The 16066-nt window shown below is 68.6% G+C and carries 13 protein-coding genes and 4 pseudogenes; 10 read left to right on the top strand and 7 right to left on the bottom strand.

The genetic code is table 11. The annotated features are described in order from the left end of the window. Positions 1-46 precede the first annotated feature (46 nt). A complete protein-coding gene (locus ACIRC0_RS37940; protein WP_403626138.1) occupies positions 47-1744 on the top strand; it encodes an SDR family NAD(P)-dependent oxidoreductase in 1698 nt (565 codons plus the stop codon). Between the two features lie 119 nt (positions 1745-1863). After that, positions 1864-2097, top strand: coding sequence for a hypothetical protein (locus tag ACIRC0_RS37935; protein WP_403626135.1), 234 nt, complete (start codon positions 1864-1866; stop codon positions 2095-2097). Positions 2098-2800: 703 nt separating this feature from the next. Here the strand turns inward: ACIRC0_RS37935 and ACIRC0_RS37930 are convergent. The 4 genes from ACIRC0_RS37930 to ACIRC0_RS37915 form a co-directional block, all read right to left on the bottom strand. Then, positions 2801-5326 carry a SpoIIE family protein phosphatase gene (locus tag ACIRC0_RS37930; RefSeq protein ID WP_403626132.1) on the bottom strand — a complete coding sequence of 842 codons (2526 nt, stop codon included), beginning with the start codon at positions 5324-5326 and terminating at the stop codon, positions 2801-2803. Positions 5327-5523: 197 nt separating this feature from the next. Next, complete coding sequence (locus tag ACIRC0_RS37925; protein ID WP_403626129.1) at positions 5524-5787, bottom strand: aquaporin; 264 nt, start codon at positions 5785-5787, stop codon at positions 5524-5526. Between the two features lie 546 nt (positions 5788-6333). Beyond that, positions 6334-7773 (bottom strand): PLP-dependent aminotransferase family protein, encoded by a 1440-nt coding sequence (locus ACIRC0_RS37920; RefSeq protein ID WP_403626126.1) that lies wholly within the window; start codon positions 7771-7773, stop codon positions 6334-6336. 225 nt (positions 7774-7998) lie between these two features. Beyond that, positions 7999-8370 carry a DUF6479 family protein gene (locus ACIRC0_RS37915; RefSeq protein ID WP_403626123.1) on the bottom strand — a complete coding sequence of 124 codons (372 nt, stop codon included), beginning with the start codon at positions 8368-8370 and terminating at the stop codon, positions 7999-8001. 489 nt (positions 8371-8859) lie between these two features. On the opposite strand from ACIRC0_RS37915, the gene ACIRC0_RS37910 reads away from it, so the two are divergent. Beyond that, complete coding sequence (locus ACIRC0_RS37910) at positions 8860-9663, top strand: DUF427 domain-containing protein (protein ID WP_403626120.1); 804 nt, start codon at positions 8860-8862, stop codon at positions 9661-9663. 56 nt (positions 9664-9719) lie between these two features. Here ACIRC0_RS37910 and ACIRC0_RS37905 read toward each other — a convergent pair whose 3' ends face one another. Further along, positions 9720-10043, bottom strand: coding sequence for a hypothetical protein (locus ACIRC0_RS37905; RefSeq protein ID WP_403626117.1), 324 nt, complete (start codon positions 10041-10043; stop codon positions 9720-9722). Between the two features lie 493 nt (positions 10044-10536). Between ACIRC0_RS37905 and ACIRC0_RS37900 the strand changes: the two are divergent. The 6 genes and pseudogenes from ACIRC0_RS37900 to ACIRC0_RS37875 all read left to right on the top strand — a co-directional run. Then, positions 10537-10764: pseudogene (locus ACIRC0_RS37900) on the top strand (site-specific integrase); the annotation flags it as partial. A 341-nt stretch (positions 10765-11105) separates the two neighbouring features. Then, positions 11106-11468 (top strand): MarR family winged helix-turn-helix transcriptional regulator, encoded by a 363-nt coding sequence (locus ACIRC0_RS37895; protein WP_403626170.1) that lies wholly within the window; start codon positions 11106-11108, stop codon positions 11466-11468. Next, on the top strand, positions 11465-12898 hold the full coding sequence (locus tag ACIRC0_RS37890) for an MFS transporter (RefSeq protein WP_403626114.1): 1434 nt from the start codon (positions 11465-11467) through the stop codon (positions 12896-12898). Before ACIRC0_RS37895 ends, ACIRC0_RS37890 begins: the two co-directional genes overlap by 4 nt. 33 nt (positions 12899-12931) lie before the next feature. Continuing rightward, complete coding sequence (locus tag ACIRC0_RS37885) at positions 12932-13225, top strand: DUF1330 domain-containing protein (protein WP_403626111.1); 294 nt, start codon at positions 12932-12934, stop codon at positions 13223-13225. A 21-nt stretch (positions 13226-13246) separates the two neighbouring features. After that, positions 13247-13504 (top strand): annotated as a pseudogene (locus tag ACIRC0_RS37880) (MFS transporter); the annotation flags it as partial. 108 nt (positions 13505-13612) lie between these two features. After that, complete coding sequence (locus tag ACIRC0_RS37875; RefSeq protein WP_403626184.1) at positions 13613-13849, top strand: hypothetical protein; 237 nt, start codon at positions 13613-13615, stop codon at positions 13847-13849. Between the two features lie 231 nt (positions 13850-14080). Here ACIRC0_RS37875 and ACIRC0_RS37870 read toward each other — a convergent pair. Continuing rightward, a pseudogene (locus ACIRC0_RS37870) lies at positions 14081-14470 on the bottom strand (cation:dicarboxylate symporter family transporter); the annotation flags it as partial. Between ACIRC0_RS37870 and ACIRC0_RS37865 the strand changes: the two are divergent. Further along, on the top strand, positions 14452-14787 hold the full coding sequence (locus ACIRC0_RS37865) for an ankyrin repeat domain-containing protein (protein WP_403626108.1): 336 nt from the start codon (positions 14452-14454) through the stop codon (positions 14785-14787). The pseudogene ACIRC0_RS37870 and the gene ACIRC0_RS37865 sit on opposite strands and share 19 nt — an antisense overlap. Here ACIRC0_RS37865 and ACIRC0_RS37860 read toward each other — a convergent pair. Beyond that, positions 14759-15420: pseudogene (locus ACIRC0_RS37860) on the bottom strand (IS5 family transposase); the annotation flags it as partial. The gene ACIRC0_RS37865 and the pseudogene ACIRC0_RS37860 overlap by 29 nt on opposite strands. Positions 15421-16066: the final 646 nt, after the last annotated feature.

The following is a 16066-nucleotide window of genomic DNA, read 5'->3' as shown; positions in this document are numbered from 1 at the left end:
GTGGGAGAGGCAATCCCACACACCGCGTTGAAAGGAATCCTCATGCATGACAGCTGGGCTTGTTGGCAGGACCGCACTGATCACCGGCTCTGGCCACGGAATTGGCGCAGCGATCGCGACCGGACTTGCCAGGGCCGGACTCGATGTCATCCTTCTCGCCCGCACCGCCGACCAACTCGACGAAACCGCCAGCGCTATCAGAGCAAGTGCGTCGAGTGTTGAGGTTCGCATCGTGACTACCGATCTGACCAAGGACAACCAGCGCACCACGGCCATCGACGACCTTCTGTCCGGCCGCCAGGTCGATGTTCCGATCAACAACGCGGCCACCGTCGAGCCCCTCGGCGCCCGCACCACGATCAGTCCAGCGCAGCTATGGCAGGTCTTTGAGAATGATTTGATACGAGCTGGACGAGGTGTGCGCCGTGCGCTGGCCGAAGCCGTGCGCGATGCTGTCCGCACCGGCCGCCTGGCCCCGGGGACCCGGCTGCCCTCCTCCCGCCAGCTCGCCGCCGACCTCGGCCTTGCCCGCAACACCGTGGCTGACGCCTATGCCGACCTCGTCGCCGAGGGATGGCTTACCGCCCGCAGAGGCTCGGGCACACTCGTCGCAGACAGGATGATCACTCGGCCGATCCTGGCGCGCTCGGCCGCCGAGCCGTCCGGTAACCCTTGCTACGACCTGATCCCAGGTAACCCCGACCTCACCGCCTTTCCTCGTGCAGCTTGGCTGAAGGCCACACGCCGCGCCCTGGCCGCGGCCCCCGACGACGCGCTCGGCTACGGCGACCCCCGCGGTCGGCCGGAGCTACGGGCCGCACTCGCAGGCCATCTCGCTCGAGCCCGGGGCGTGTACGTGAGTCCGGAGCACATACTGATCTGCGCCGGCGTCTCCCACGGCCTGCAGATCCTGAGCGGAGTCCTGGCCGGGCGAGGGGCGAGGAACGTAGCCGTCGAGTCCTACGGCCTGGACAGGTACTGCGGCCTGCTGGCGGCTGCTGGGCTGAAGACCCTCCCGCTTCCCTTTGACACCCACGGGACCGACCCGGTGCCGCCCCTCGGCACCGAAGCGGTCCTACTCACACCGGCTCACCAGTTCCCTGTGGGCACGGCGCTGCAGCGCGATCGCCGGACGGCCGTCGTGGACTGGGCCAGACGGACCGGCGGGCTGGTCCTGGAGGATGACTATGACGGTGAGTTCCGGTTCGACCGCCAGTCTGTCGGAGCGCTCCAAGGACTCGACCCGGATTGCGTGGTCTACCTGGGTACCGCCAGCCAGACCCTTGCTCCTGGCCTGCGGCTGGCCTGGATGGCGCTGCCTCCCACGCTGGCTGGGGAAGCCGTGGCGGCCAAGGGGCAGATCGACTCGTGCGAGGTATTCAGCCAGCTGACGATGGCGGAATTCATCACCTCCGGCGCCTACAGCCGTCACATACGTGCTGCCCGTCGGCGCTACCGCGATCGACGAGACGCTCTCGTCACAGCCCTGGCCCAGCACGCCCCAAAGGTACGCGTCATCGGGACGGCGGCCGGCCTGCACACCGCGCTCGGTTTGCCGCCCGGGACCGAGCAGCAGGTCCTTCAGTCGGCAACCCGGCACTGCCTCAAAGTGGCTGGCCTGTCTCGATACCGCCATGAACGGTCCCTGAACGCCATGGCCGATGCCCTCGTCGTTGGATACGGGGTGCCCTCCGACGCTGCGTGGCCTCAAGCGCTCTCCGCACTCGTGCGGATCCTTTCCTGACGCGCCCAAGTAGCCGGGCACTCGAACTGATCTCTTCGCGGGTACGCCGTCACCTCACGCCTGCCTGGACTGCACCGTCAAGAAGGCAGGCGCGGATTCATGACACGCATAACACGCGGATGGCCCTGGCGGCGGTGGAATGGACGTGCCTGCACCGCCCCGACGTCGTGGACGCGTTCACCGACGCGCTCTTCGCGGCCCACTTGGCGCTGGGCGAGGACCTGTGCGACCGGGCCACGGCGGACCGTCACGTCGCCGGGGCTGGCATCGATCCCGACGCCCTGGACAGGGTGTTCGCGGACGGCAGCGCTCTGCGGGACCTGCACCGGGTGGAGGCGCGGGGTGCCGAGTAAGGGGTCCGGGCGAAGCCCACCTGACTGGTCGCCGGGCGCTGGTCGCGGGCCGGCTACCCCTTCCCGGTTCGAGGAGATGACGGAGGACGCGATACGGCACGAACGATGCGCCGCCCGGCGACATCCCCGTGGTGGAGGGATGCCGCCTGCTCGTGCTGGACGGGCCGATGTATCAACGCAGTTGGAACGCCGACCGATTCTTCCCGCTGCTCCCGAGTAGGGCCGAACTGACCCACGTCCTACAGCCGACGAGGCGCGGGCATGGTTCGCCCGTAACCGTTCGGCAACGGGACCTGTCGGGCTTCCTGACTCGGCGGACCCGGCCGTCACCGCGCGGCCGCCCGGAGTCGCAGCTCGAACCTGGGCCCCTCTGTCGGACAAGGAGTGCCCCAGGGTGCTGTCCGCACTCCCGAACATCTTTCTGGTGATCACGGAGTTGCACCGCTCCGTGATCACTGGGGACCATCGGCGACTCGGATGATCGCCCTGCCGGTGACGCGCCGCTCAGGCGCGAAGGCGGCGGCTGCCTCGGCCAACGGGCGGACCGCGCCACCGACCCGCACGGCCCGGACCCGCTGCGCAAGGTGCGCGAGACAGCGTATGTCCGCGCTCCAGCCACACAAACACGGTGCGCACGAGTCGACGGTCTTCTTGGGGCACAGGCACTGGCCTCCCAACGCTTGAGCTGGGCGGGTAAGTGGTTTCACGCACTGGCTGGCAGTCGCTGATCAGCCCAAATGATTTTGCCGTCCGAAATGTCCCGGGTTCCCCATCGGCGGGACAGTCGAGTGACGAGGAAGAGGCCGCGGCCGTGTTCGTCGGTGGAGCGGGGGTGTCGCACAAGCGGGTGGCTGTGGCTGGCGTCGGAGACTTCGCAGGTCAGCATCTCGTGCCGGATGAGGCGTAGGCCGATCGTGCGGTCGCTGCTGCCGTTGCCGTTGCCGTTGCCGTTGCCGTTGCCGTTGCCGTTGCCGTTGCCGTTGCCGTTGCCGTTGATGATGGCGTTGGTGACCAGTTCGCTGACAATCAGCTCTGTGGACTCGGCTAGGTCTTCCAGTCCCCACTGGGTCAGCTGCCGGGCAGCGAGAGTTCGGGCACGGCTGACGACGGCAGGGTCGCTGGGGAACTGCCAAGAGGCAACCTGGTCTGCGCTCAGCGAGCGGGTCCGTGCGAGGAGCAGAGTGACATCGTCGCTCGGCGGCTTGGCCCGCAGTGTGTCCACCGTCGACGAGCACAGATCGTCCAATGTGAGGTCGGGCCGTGCTAGGGCCGTGCGCAGACGGTTCATGCCGGCGCTGATGTCCTGGTCGCGGGCCTCGATCAGACCGTCGGTGTAGAGGGCGAGCACGCTTCCTTCGGCGAGTTCCAAAGTTACGGACTCGAAGGGGACCAGTCCGAGGCCGAGCGGTGCTCCGGCGGGCAGGTCGGGGAAGGTGACGTGGCCGTACGGGTCGATGATCGCGGGTGGGGGGTGGCCGGCCCGTGCCATGGTGCAGGTACGGGTGACCGGGTCGTAGACGGCATACAGGCACGTGGCGGCCATCGTAGTGGTGGCCGGGTGCCGGGGGTCTTCCGCCTCGGTGAGGCGGATGACCTGCTCGTCGAGGCGGGACAGTACTTCGTCGGGAGGCATGTCCATGTCCGCGAGGGTGTGCATGGCGGTGCGGAGTTGGCCCATCTTCGCCGCCGCGTTGATGCCGTGTCCCACCACGTCACCGACGACCAGGGCGACGCGCGCGCCGGAGAGGGGTATCACGTCGAACCAGTCACCCCCGATGCCGTGGTGACTGTCGGCCGGCAGGTATCGCCAGGCCACATCCGCGGCGGAGCCGCCCGTGGGGTGGTGGGGGTGCAGCAGGCGCTGCAGGGCGAGAACCGCGGAGCGTTCGCGCACGTATTGGCGGGCGTTGTCCAGGGCCAGTGCTGCCCAGCTGGCGAGTTCCTCGGCCAAGAGCAGGTCGTCCTCCTCGAACGGCCTGGGGTCCTCCGTCCGCGTGAAGACCGCCATGCCCAGCACCGCGCCCCGGGCGTGGATCGGGACGACCATCAACGAGTGCACGGCGTGCTCGCGGATCTTCTCCGCCCGCGCCGGGTCGTGGTCGAGCCATGTGCCCGGGGATGTGTCCAGCATCGGCTCGAAGTGGGATTTCCCGGAACGCAGGACACCGGTGAAGGGCGAAGTGGGCGGGATGAAGACCGGCTCTCCGGGAGCGAACAGGGACTCTGGCGTTCCCGGGCGGATCGAGGCCAGGCCTGCACGGCGGAAGACCGGGATGTGCTCGTCTTGTGGGCCGAGATGCGCCAAGGGCTCCTCGCCGTGTTGGACAGGCTCCGCCAGGTCGACGGTGGCGTAGTCCGCTAGGAACGGCACGGTGAGGGCGGCCAGTTCCTGTGCGGTCTGCATGACGTCCAAAGTCGTGCCGATGCGCCTGCTGGCCTCGCCGAGGATTGCCAGACGCTCTCGCGCCCGGCGGCTGTCGGTGACGTCCACGCTCACGACGCACACGCCCAGCGCGCGCCCCTGCGCATCGTCGAGGCGGACGTAGGACGCTGTCAATATGCGGTTGTTTGGCACATTAGCCGGCAGGAAGGCCTGGTAGTCCACGTTGATCGCCGGGTCGCCGCTCTCCAACACCTGGTGCATCACTGCCTCCAGCGTTTCGGCCTCCGTCCCTGGCGCTGCCTCCGTCAGCCTGCGGCCCAGCCGCTTGGGGAGAGGGATGCCGTCCTTGGAGCCCTGGGTGTCGTTCACCCGGATGCAGCGCAGGTGCCTGTCCCGTACGACGACACCGATCGGCAGGCAGCGCGGCAGCGTAGCGAGGAGCGGCTCCGCCACTGTGGCCTCGGCCTGCTGCGCGAGAAGCAAGGCCTTGTCGGTCGCGCAGACCACCCACCAGTCCCGGCCGTCATGCCCCGACAGCGATGACACGCACAGGCGCACATTGATGCTGCGGCCGTCGCGGTGGCGCACCTGCGCGAGGTCGGACCAGCAGCCCCGGCGAGTGCTCTCTTGTGTGGCTTGTGAAGCCTTTGCCCGGTCGTCAGCGGCCACCAACAGGACACCGGCGGACCGCCCCACCACCTCCGCGGCCGAGTAGCCCACGAGCCGCTGAGCGGCCTGCGACCATCCGACCACCGTCCCCTGCGCGTCGAGGACAGCTATCGCTGGGCAGACTGTCTCGATGGCCGTCTGAGCCTCGGAGACCGATGTCTCTGCGGAACTGCCCATTGCTCTTCCCTTCTATGTCCCCCCGGCGATGCGGTCCCCCAACTGCTTGGCTGTCTGGTGGATGGATGGGTCCAGGGCAGGAGTGATCGAGCTACCAGGCACGGCAGGCCACAGCCCATCGGGCCGTCGGCAGAGACCGACGGCAGCAAGACGGCCGTTCGGTGACTCCCCGCTTGCTCTCACCCGCACCTCACGCGTCAGTCGGCGACTGCTGAGAAGGTGGTGCAGCCAGGCCCCGAGGGCCGCCCCAGGAACGGAGCCGCCAGGCAGATCTGCAGATCGGTGGCCTGCCCAGCGAATGCGGCAGGACCGAACTGGCGGGCGGGGTTGATCGAGCCCCCGCTGCGGGCCCCCAGAAAAGCGATCACCAGCGCAACGGGCAGTCCGATGACGTACGGCACCAGGCGCACACAGCGGGCATGAGCCATGTAAAACCCGGCCGCCAGCATGATGACCGTCATGCCGCCGGCCTCGGCGAGAAAGACTGACGCGGGCTGCAGCAGGGCACGATCGCCGCGTAGCCGATCGACGCGAAGGAGACCGCAGGCCCCACAGGCGCTGCGGACTTCCGTGTGCTTCGTTCGTACTCATGCGCACAAAGGTACGCACCCAGTGGCACAGGAGTATGGTCCATTTCTATGACAAATTCCCAGACCAATTCTGCGGACTAAGCAAGATCGCGATGTACGAAGCTGGGACACCAACCCGCTCCCGACCGTGGCGCTCCGAGCATGCGACGTGGCGCTCCGGCTTCGCGGTGTAAACGGTCTGGCTGACGGCACCTAGGGGCCTGCCTGGCCGTTCGACGCGAAGTGGCCCGGTCTTTTTGCGCGCATACGGTCCAGTCATGACCGCAACAGCGCCCACGGCGATTGAACATCGGTAGGTCGCGCCGACTCCGGCACGGGCGGCGTGGCACTTGAGGCCGCCAGCCCCAGCACCTCGAGTCTCGGCAGGGACGCTCCCGAACCGGACAGAGGCGCGTCCGCCCCGCCCTCGGACCCCTTCTAGGGCAGCACCCTGCACAGTGCTTCCAGTGCGCCTGCCCACGCACTGTCTGAGGGCGCCGCGTAGTTGACCACCAGGGCGTCCCGTTCGGGCAACTGCCATCCGCAGTCCGCCACTTCGTAGCGGAACTGCGTCAACCCCCTGATCACCAGACCTTGCCGGGCCGCGGCCTGGACCACCGAGCTTTCGGTTCCACGCGGGAGTTCGAGGACCGTCTGCAGTCCTGCAGCCATCCCGGTCACACGAATGCCGGGAGCCGTCTGGCGCAGGACCTCGACCAGCTGATCGCGGCGACGCCGGTAGCGCAGCCGCATCGAGCGCACATGACGGTCGTACGCACCCGAGGCGATGAATTCCGCCAGTGTCAGCTGCTCCAGGGCGCTCGTCATGTAGTCGCCGTGTCCTTTGGCCGTCACGATCTCCGGGATGAGTTCCTCCGGCAGCACCATCCATCCGAGCCGTACCCCCGGCGCCAGGGACTTGCTCACGGAACCGAAGTACACCACCCGCTCCGGATCGAGGCCTTGCAGGGCCCCCACCGGCTGACGGTCGTATCGGAACTCCCCGTCATAGTCGTCTTCCAGGATCAGGCCGCCCGTGGCACGTGCCCACTCGACGGCCGCCGTGCGCCGGTCCGGGCGGAGCGCGACCCCCGTCGGGTACTGGTGCGCCGGGGTCATCAGCACCGCCCCGACTTCGCGCAGTTGCGCGAGGTCGTCGATGCGTGCGCCATGGTCGTCGACGTAGAGGGGCGGGGTGTGCAGACCGGCGTTCGCCAGCAGGTCGCGAAACAGGTCGAGTCCGTAGGCCTCGACGGCCACTCCTCGGACCCGCCGTACCCCGAGCGCCTGCGCCGTCAGCGCCAGGCCGTGGTGGAAACCGGAACAGATGACGATCCGCTCCGGCTCGGCGTACACCCCGCGGGCCCGCGCCAGGTAGTCCGCGAGTGCGGTGCGCAGCTCCATCCGGCCGCGGGCGTCGCCGTAGCCGAAGGCGTCGTGTGGCGCGGCGGTCAAAGCCCGGCGGGCTGCGGTGAGCCACTGCGAGCGCGGAAAGTTCGCGAGGTCCGGTGCTCCGGTCCACAGGCCATACCCGGGACGGGGCTCGTCCGGCCTCGCGCGGGAAGCGTCGGGCGCGGCCCTGTGCGGCTTGGCCCGGGGGGCCACCCGGGTCCCGGAGCCCTGCTGGGCGGTGAGCCAGCCCTCGGCGACCAGCTCGGCGTAGGCCTCGACCACGGTGTGACGCGAAACACCGAGATCCGCGGCAAGTGAGCGGGAGGCCGGCAGCCGACTGCCTGGCGTCAGACGCCCCGTGCGCACAGCCTCCCTCAAGGCGTCCGTGAGCCCTGCGCGCAGCCCGGGTCCGCGCAGCTCCAGATGCAGGTCCGCACCGAACGCGGGGGGCGGACCCGCCGCGGAATTGGTCCGGGAATCTGCCATATAAATGAACCCTACTCCCATACCATCGGCTGGCGAGTCATCCCAGAGCGGTGGTCGGCCGGCTGGTGCGCGGGCGGAAGGCGTTCACGGTAGGGCGTGGTGGTCGGCGTGAGAATGACATGGCCCTTCGTCAGTCATGCCAGCAACGAGTGAGCACTACCCGTCAGCGTCAACGACCAGGTCACCGCTTGGAGGCGGCCATCGAGGGCGTCGGCGGCGGCAGGTTCACACGTGGCCGGGACCGCCGCTGCCAAACGCGCCGCTGGAACCAGGCGACCACCGCTTGCGCTGCTGGTTCCCGCACCGCTTGGACGCGCAGTGGCGGAGCTGGTGCGGCATCAGACGCTCGCTCTCCTGTATCGCGCGTGGTACCTCCTCGGGCTCCCGGATCTCCCGCTCCTCATACACCGGTCCGCCGTCGGGCAGGTGGGGGTGCTCCTCGGGGCGGGGCGGTTCCGGTTCCCGGTCGCGTACGGCCATGCCGAGCCGGACGGCCCAGATCAGTGCGCCGGCAACCACCATGCCACCGATGAAAGCCCAGAACACGTTGAGTTGTTGCTGGGAAACAGCCAGTGTTTCGAGGCTCACCACATTCATGCCATAGAGATACCCCTTTCAACCGGAACTGCCTCCGGAGAAAAACGCTGCGTCCGTCCCGGGAATCGTCGTTTTCGGTGCTCTCCGGCAACGGGGCGCCATAGTAGGGGACGGTTGAATCCGGTACGTACGCAGGGCGAGGGCAGCACCAGGGCTGCAGCGACGGACACGCGGAGCGTAAAGACTTCCACCAGGGTCCCAGGCCACTGCACACCCCACCATCCGCCAAGTCTGAGGTGGTCGGCGGCTACCGCCAGCACCTCGTCGAGCATGCCGCCCCCATCGACATGCATGGAAATCGCCCAAGGCTCCCGACTCCTGGCGCACCCCCCGGTAATCACAGACCAATTCCGGGATGAAACACCGGCAGAATACGATCTCTAAGGCAGAAGATGCTGGGCAGCCAACCCCGTGATTGCCTGGTGCTGACGGCCTGTGCACGGCCTTTGGGCCTCAGGACCGGCATGCAGCGCCACAAGGACATGAATCATGACGCCCTACACACCGGACTACCCGGAAATGATTGTCCCGGTCGGCCATGTCGAGCCGGTACCGCGCCGCATCCGCGGCTATGCGGCCAACCTCCCCGTCTTCGACACCCTGCGGGCACGATACGTGTGGCTATGGCCGGGCTACCCGCAGTACTGCATCCCCCGGGAGGATGTCCGCAGCGGAATTCTCCTCGACGAGGGCCGGACCATGGCCCTGCGGATCGGCACAGCACGCCGCCACACCCTCCGCCTGGGCCAGCTCACCCGCTCGGGCGCGGCATGGGAATGGGCTGACGACACCCCGCCCGGTATCTCCGGTACTGTCAGCTTCCGCTGGGAGGCCATTGACGCATGGTTCGAGGAGGACGAGCAGGTGTTCGTCCACCCCCGCAGCCCCTACACCCGCGTCGATGCACTGCGGTCGAGCCGCAGTGTCCGCGTCATGCTCGACGAAGCCGTGCTCGCAGAAGCGCCGTCCTCGGTGATGGTGCTGGAGACGGGCCTCCCGACGCGCTACTACATCGACCGCGTGCACATCGACTGGACACGCATGCAGCCCACCGACACCGTCACCAGCTGCCCGTACAAAGGCAAAACAAGCGGTTACTGGTCTGTCACCACCGACACGGACACCTACCCCGACCTCGCCTGGGCATACGACTTCCCGACCCGGCAGGTAACACCCATCGCCGGCCTGGTCGCCTTCTACAACGAGCGCGTAGACCTCTATCTCGACGGGCACCTGCAGCCACGCCCCGCCGCCGTCACCAGAGCCATATGGGAGCACGAGCACCCCGCGTGACCTTCGCACACGACTGCGCGCAACGGCCCCCACGCCACCCAGCCGGAGCTTCTCTGTTAAGCCTCTTCCAGGGCTTCCCCGAACTCGCGGAGCACCTTGCTGTGCCTGTTGCGGGCTATTTCATGCCCGATGGCGATGGTCAGCCCGACCGGCCATTCGATGATCTCGAGTGCAGCGAGGAGGCCAAGCCCCGCGAAGAAGGCGAGCTGCTCCGTTGGTGGCAGTTCCACGCGCCGACCCGCCACGTGGATAGTTACTGAATTGCGCGAGCAGACGAGGTCGGCTGCGGCGCGCGGCGTGCGGCCGTTGGGTTCCGTCATCTCGACTGGCGCTGATGCGGATTGGTTTCCGGGAGCATTTCGCTTGCTGATTGTGGTCATGGTTCGATCCGTTCGTCGGCCTCTACCGGAATTCCGCTCGACGGTCCTGATCCCACGCTAACCCACCTTCTCCGGCGCGTGTCCACCGCTGACCATCCGCCCGAGTTGGACAACTGCGAGTGTCCGACCATCGAAGCAGTTTCAGAGGAGATGCCCTTACGCCGCCGAGAAGATCGGCGAGGACGGCGAGGCGCTCATCCTCGATGAACCACCTCCGCGCGCGTGCAGCGCCAGTACTCCGGCACCGCCGACCGTACCGGCAACTGACGGATCGATGTCTTCGCCGCCTACGCCACCGCCGTCAGCCGGGCCTGCCGCGGGGAGCCTGCCGGAGAGTTGAGCTCTCCTTGCGGTCGGCCTGCCAATCCGGTGGCTTGGACCTTGACTGTCAGTGGCCGATTGCCGTTCCCCGCTGGCCGCCACCTGACGGGCAGTCATCTGTCCGGCAGCGGTGACGCTTCTACGCCGGCACCGCCCTTCTTCTGCCCCGCCCCGTCATCTGCCCCGTCTGATCAAGGGCCGCACCTGCGGGCCGGTGTTCGTCACCCACCGCAAGCCGGGCCCCGGCAAGGTCGTCAGCCCGCGCGACGTCTGCCCGGACACCGGACTCGCGCGACTGTCGTACGGGCGGGCTCGCGCCATGCTCGACGCTCATACGGCACTCGCCGGCGTGCAGGGCGCGGGCTGGGACCTGCACGAATGGCGCCACTCCGGGCTCACTCACAGAGTCGCTCAACTTGACTGCCGCTGACGAGGTCAGCGCCGGCTGTCTCGAGGGGCAAGCAATGGCCATGGCCCACCACGCGCCGGAGGTGCTGGACGAGCACTTCCTGGTCGACGGGCGCGGCAGGTTCCGGCCGCGCACCGAGCGCGATGGCCGGCCGCCGTTGCGGGTGCGGATCGAGGCCGCCCGCGCCAGTCGCCCATGTCCATAAACTATGAATATAAAAATGCTATGCTTCAAGCATGAGTCGTCGAGACACCGCTCCTGGCGCGTCCGCCGCCATCGGGGCAGCCCTCTACGGCCTGGCCACCACGGCCGCGAGACGCCTGCCCCGGGACATGAGCCTGACGTCCGCCGCCACCCTGGCCACCCTGGACCGGACCGGCCCGCGGCGCATCACCGATCTGGCCGCGGTCGAGGGCGTCACCCAGCCCGCGATGACCGCCCTGGTCCGGGTGATGGAGGAGTCCGGCCTGGTCGAGCGGCGGGGCGACGCGTCCGACAAGCGGGTCACGCTGGTGTGCCTGACCGAGGCCGGCGCCTCCTATGTCCGGACGCGGCGCCAGGCGGGCGTCCACGCGTTCGAGCGGTTGATCGGCGAGCTCACCGGCGACGAGGTCGAGGCGCTGGTGGCGGCCCTTCCGGCGCTGGAGCATCTGGCAGAGCTCGAAAGCCAGGACCGCGAAAGGCCGAAGCAGTGACCGGGCAGCCGGTCGGCGGGGTCGCGGTGAAGGCGTTCCCGGTGGCGCGTTCCGAGGCGCGCCTGCTGGTCCCCGCCCTGATGTTCATCGCTCTGGTCGTGGCGGCGGTCGCCAGCCTCGGGACGCCGCTCATCACCAGCGTGGCGACCTCGTTCCACGTCTCGCTCGGCAGCGCGCAGTGGACGCTGACCGTCGCGCTGCTCAGCGGCGCCGTCGCCACGCCGGTCCTGGGCCGGCTCGGAGCCGGCCCGCACCGGCGGGCCACGATCCTCGCCACGCTGGCGGTCGTCGTCGCCGGCAGCGCGCTCACCGTGCTGCCGCTACCGTTCGCGTGGCTGCTGGCCGGCAGGGCCGCCCAGGGCGTCGGGCTCGGGCTGACGGCGCTGATGATGGGCGTGGCCCGGGACCACCTCCCCGAGGAGCGCAGCGCGGCCGTGATCGCCCTGATCTCGGTGGTCTCGATCATCGGGGCCGGCGTCGGCTACCCGCTGGCCGCACTGCTCGCCGAGCTCGGCGGGGTACGGGCCGCCTACGGCCTCGGCCTGGTCGTCACCGCCGCCGCCCTCCTGACCGCGTGGCGCTCCATGCCCGAAGCCCCCGAAGGCCGCTCCGCCCACGTGGACGTGGCAGGCGCGGTCGTCCTGGCCGCTGCGCTTCTCCTGGTGCTGTTCCTCGCCGGCGAACGGAATCTGTGGAGCCGGCACCTCGCCGTGGCGGCGGGCCTCGCCGTCGTCGCGGGGGTGCTGCTCTGCGTCTGGGCCGTCGTCGAGCTGCGCAGCACGACGCCCCTGGTCGATGTGCGGGCGGTGCGGCACCCGGCGGTCGCCGGGGCGAACCTCGCCATGTTCGTCGGCGGGATCGGCATGTACCTCCTGCTCACGCTCATCACCCGGTACGCGCAGACGCCGCACGGCGCCGGCTACGGCTTCGGGCTGACGACCTTCGTCGCCGGGCTGGTCCTCATCCCGTTCTCGGTGCTGGGGTTCGTCGCCGGCAAGCTCACGCCGCGGGTCCGGACGCGGATCACCGACCCCCTGCTCCTGGCCGGCAGCGCCGTCGTAGTCGGCGGCGGGTTCGCCCTGTTCGCGGCGACCCGGTCGGACCTGGCCGAACTGTTCGCGGCGATGGGCGTGCTCGGCTTCGGCGTCGGCGGCTTCTCGGCCGCGATGCCCGGCGTCATCCTCGCCGTCACCCCCAAGAGCGAGACGTCGAGCGCCATGAGCTTCAACTACGTCGTCCGCAGCGTCGGGTACTCCCTGGGCAGCGCCATCGGCGGCCTGATCCTCGCCGCGGGCACCGGCCCCGGCCACCTCTTCCCCGACGACAGCGCCTACACCACCGCGGCGCTGGTCGGCATCGGCGCCATGGCGATCACGACGCTGACAAGCCTCGCTCTCGCCCGCCGACGCTCGTCCGAGACCAACCCGTAAGTCAGATGCACTCATCCCAACACTGGAGGTTCCATGCCCAAGGGCTACTGGGTCAGCGTCTACCGCACCATTTCAGACCCTGAGAAGCTGGCTGCTTACAACAAGCTGGCCGGTCCGGCCGTTAAGGCCGGGGGCGGTCGGACCCTCGTCCGTGGCGGTCGGGTCGTGGCGCATGACGCCGGAATCGCCGAGCGCACCGTCCTGATCGAGTTCGACAGCTTCGAGCAGGCCGTCGCGGCGCACAAGAGTGCGGCCTACCAGGAGGCGCTGGTCGTCCTCTCCGACGGCGTCGAGCGCGACTTCCGCATCGTCGAAGGCATCGACTGAACGAGGTCCAGTCGGATCTTCACTGAAGCGCTGCGCTGCCTCCTCATCCTGGCGGTGGCCGCCGGTATCGCACTGACGGCGCCGGCCTTGTGGATCCTGGTCATGGTGGCGCTCTTCTTCGGCGCCGTCGACGCGCTGTTCGTACCCGCTGTCGGTGCCCTCCCGCCCCGGATCACCACCCCTGACCTGCTGGCCCGGATCACCGGCATGCGCACGCTGTCGACGCGCCTCAGCCAGATCGCGGGCCCGCCGATCGGCGGCCTGGCCATGGGACTCGGCCCGGTTCGCTGAACGGGTCGGAGGGTCACGCTTCTACGGCGGCGCGCTGTACGCCTCCAGCCTTCCACACAAGGTGCGGGCGCAACGGTCAGGGCCATCTTCGAGTCCATGGTCGACCTCTCCGACCACGGCAAGCTGTTCGAGCGGTTCCTCGCACCCCCCGCGCCGAAGATGTTCATGTACGGGCAGCAGAACAACACGCTGTCCTACCTCCCCGCCCTGGCCGAAGCCGGGGTCGAACTCTCCGAGATCGAGCACTGTGCCCACTTCCCCATGTACTCCAACCCGCCGCAGATGTGGGCCCGCATCACCGACCTCGTCACACGCGCCGACGCCGGCACCTGAGGGCTCGACGCGGGACGACCTTGGCTGTGCCGTTGGGCCCCACGATGTGTTGCACGCGGTGGTAGCGCTGATCACGGTGTCTCTGCCATGGCGGCGTCGTCGGTTGAACGGTGGTCGACGGACTTCACCGGGGTGGCGAACTATCGTGAGGTATGGGGTTCTTGACACGCGGTCGCGCCGTGCTGAGCACGGCGCCCGGCCGTTGGTGCCCGGGCACCGGGCGGAGGAAGAGTTCCCCAGCACGGGGACGAACTCCTCGCGCAAGTAGCGCAGCAGCCGGAAGATGCTGATCCGGAGCGCGATGGTGACCGCGCCGAGCCCGACGATCACGAAGAACGCCGATGTGCCGTAGAAGAGCCCGATGAGCCGGCCGAGGCCGGTCAGGGTCGAGATGCCGTACCTACCGATGGTGAAGGCCATGGCGCCGAACGCACCCACGGGGGCCGCCAGCATGACGTAGTGCAGGATCTTGAACACGACCGTGCTGAGGCGCCGGATGCCGTCCACGAGAGGCTCGCCCACCGGGCCGACGGCCTTGAGCTGCCGACTGGCGGCGTGGATAGTGGCTGGCAGACGGGCTGCGATGGCAGTTGAAGGCGTCGGTGCGCGACTACTGGACACCCGCCCATCACGCGGTCGAGCCCGAGGATGCGGAGCCTCTGGCCCGGTTGCTGGCCGACGGGGCCGATCCCGATGAGGTCTTCAGCAACATGACGCTGCTGACGCACGCGATCGACGTCGAGGGCGACGGCTCCCCGCAAAGCGGTCAGGCGTTGACTGTGCATACCACCGCTGTGCTGCTGGCCTTCGGGGCTGACCCGCAGCTCGCGGATCCCGACGGTCGCACCCCCATGGACATGGCCAATCACTACGGCCACGACCTGGCGGTGAAGCTCCTGCAAGCCCACATCAGCGGGCGAGCCGCCGATAACAGATGAGGGTGCAGGCGATGCTTGTGAAGGCGAGGACGTGCTCGGCCTTGTGCTTGTAGCGACGGTGGAGGGGGCGGCAGCCGGCCAGCCAGGACATGCTGCGTTCAATGGTCCAACGGTGGCGCCCCAGACGCTGTGACGTCTCTACTCCCTTGCGGGCGATGCGGTGTCGGATGCCTCGGCTGCTTAACCATCGCCGCAGGTGGGCGTCATCGTAGCCCTTGTCGGCGTGGAGCTTGCCGGGCTTGCGACGCCTGGGGCCTCGGCGGGACCGGACCGGCGGGATGCCCTTCACGAGGGGGATCAGGGCCTGGCTGTCGTGGACGTTGGCCCCGGAGATGCCGACGGACAGGGGCAGACCGGTCCGCTCGGTGATCAGATGGATCTTTGAGCCGCACTTGCCCCGGTCGACAGGATTCGGACCTGCCAGCTCCCCCTTTTCAGGGCACGCATCTTCACCGAGTCGATCGCGCATCGCGACCAGCCCAGGTCGCCGCGGGAGCCGAGTTCATCGAGGACCAGGCGGTGGAGCTTGGCCCACACCCTGGCCTTCGTCAACTCCGCGAAGCGGCCGTGAGCCGTCGCGCCGGACGGCCCGAACGAGGCGGCGGGCAGCTGCTGCCAGGTACAGCCTGAGGTCGTCTCTACGTAGAGCCGTACTGCCTCACCGTACTGTTGTCACGGTCCGCACTGGCCACGGTCGAGGGGTTTGCACTCTCCGACATATGGGACTTCGCAGCGATCGCTCATGGAGCGAGGTGTCTACCGTCCTGGAGCCACTGCCCGATCGTCCTGATGACGGCGCTCACGCCTTTCGCCTGCCGACTGCGCGGCGATCCTGCCCCGGCTGGCGGCGATCGCCGATGAGTGGGTGCAGGACAGCGACGCCCCGCTCCTCCGCCAGCACATCGAGGAAGTCCGCCGGCTGGCCGGCGTCCTGAGACTTTGCATCGAGATGCACGTCCCGCTGCTCTTCCTCTGACACCCGCGCTTACAGCCACTTACCGGACAGCCCTTGGGCGCCTTGATTCTCCGAGATCTCGCTCTATTCAGGTCCGGCAAACCGGTCAAGCGTAGGTTCAGCATGACGTCTCGTCACACGAGAACCGCGCGCGTCTGCCGAACAGGCCCTCGATCTCCTCGATGATCCGGTCGAGGATGGGTTGGAACGTCAACAGCATGATCAGATGCTGCCGTGCGGGGTGGCGGCGCACGGGCGGCCACCCCGCACGGCACGGGCTGTCCGGCCTACGCCTGGCCCGTGCCCCAGCCAAGGTCCACCGGC

The sequence above is a fragment of the Streptomyces sp. NPDC093984 genome (genome assembly GCF_044764595.1).
Classification (GTDB): Bacteria; Actinomycetota; Actinomycetes; order Streptomycetales; family Streptomycetaceae; genus Streptomyces; species Streptomyces cynarae.
This window is presented reverse-complemented; position numbering and strand designations above follow the sequence as displayed.

Coding starts and splice junctions, on each gene's coding strand:
- ACIRC0_RS37940 (WP_403626138.1), top strand. CDS start 47: ATGACAGCTGGGCTTGTTGGCAGGACCGCACTGATCACCGGCTCTGGC.
- ACIRC0_RS37935 (WP_403626135.1), top strand. CDS start 1,864: ATGGCCCTGGCGGCGGTGGAATGGACGTGCCTGCACCGCCCCGACGTC.
- ACIRC0_RS37930 (WP_403626132.1), bottom strand. CDS start 5,326: ATGGGCAGTTCCGCAGAGACATCGGTCTCCGAGGCTCAGACGGCCATC.
- ACIRC0_RS37925 (WP_403626129.1), bottom strand. CDS start 5,787: ATGACGGTCATCATGCTGGCGGCCGGGTTTTACATGGCTCATGCCCGC.
- ACIRC0_RS37920 (WP_403626126.1), bottom strand. CDS start 7,773: ATGGCAGATTCCCGGACCAATTCCGCGGCGGGTCCGCCCCCCGCGTTC.
- ACIRC0_RS37915 (WP_403626123.1), bottom strand. CDS start 8,370: ATGAATGTGGTGAGCCTCGAAACACTGGCTGTTTCCCAGCAACAACTC.
- ACIRC0_RS37910 (WP_403626120.1), top strand. CDS start 8,860: ATGACGCCCTACACACCGGACTACCCGGAAATGATTGTCCCGGTCGGC.
- ACIRC0_RS37905 (WP_403626117.1), bottom strand. CDS start 10,043: ATGACCACAATCAGCAAGCGAAATGCTCCCGGAAACCAATCCGCATCA.
- ACIRC0_RS37895 (WP_403626170.1), top strand. CDS start 11,106: ATGAGCCTGACGTCCGCCGCCACCCTGGCCACCCTGGACCGGACCGGC.
- ACIRC0_RS37885 (WP_403626111.1), top strand. CDS start 12,932: ATGCCCAAGGGCTACTGGGTCAGCGTCTACCGCACCATTTCAGACCCT.
- ACIRC0_RS37875 (WP_403626184.1), top strand. CDS start 13,613: ATGGTCGACCTCTCCGACCACGGCAAGCTGTTCGAGCGGTTCCTCGCA.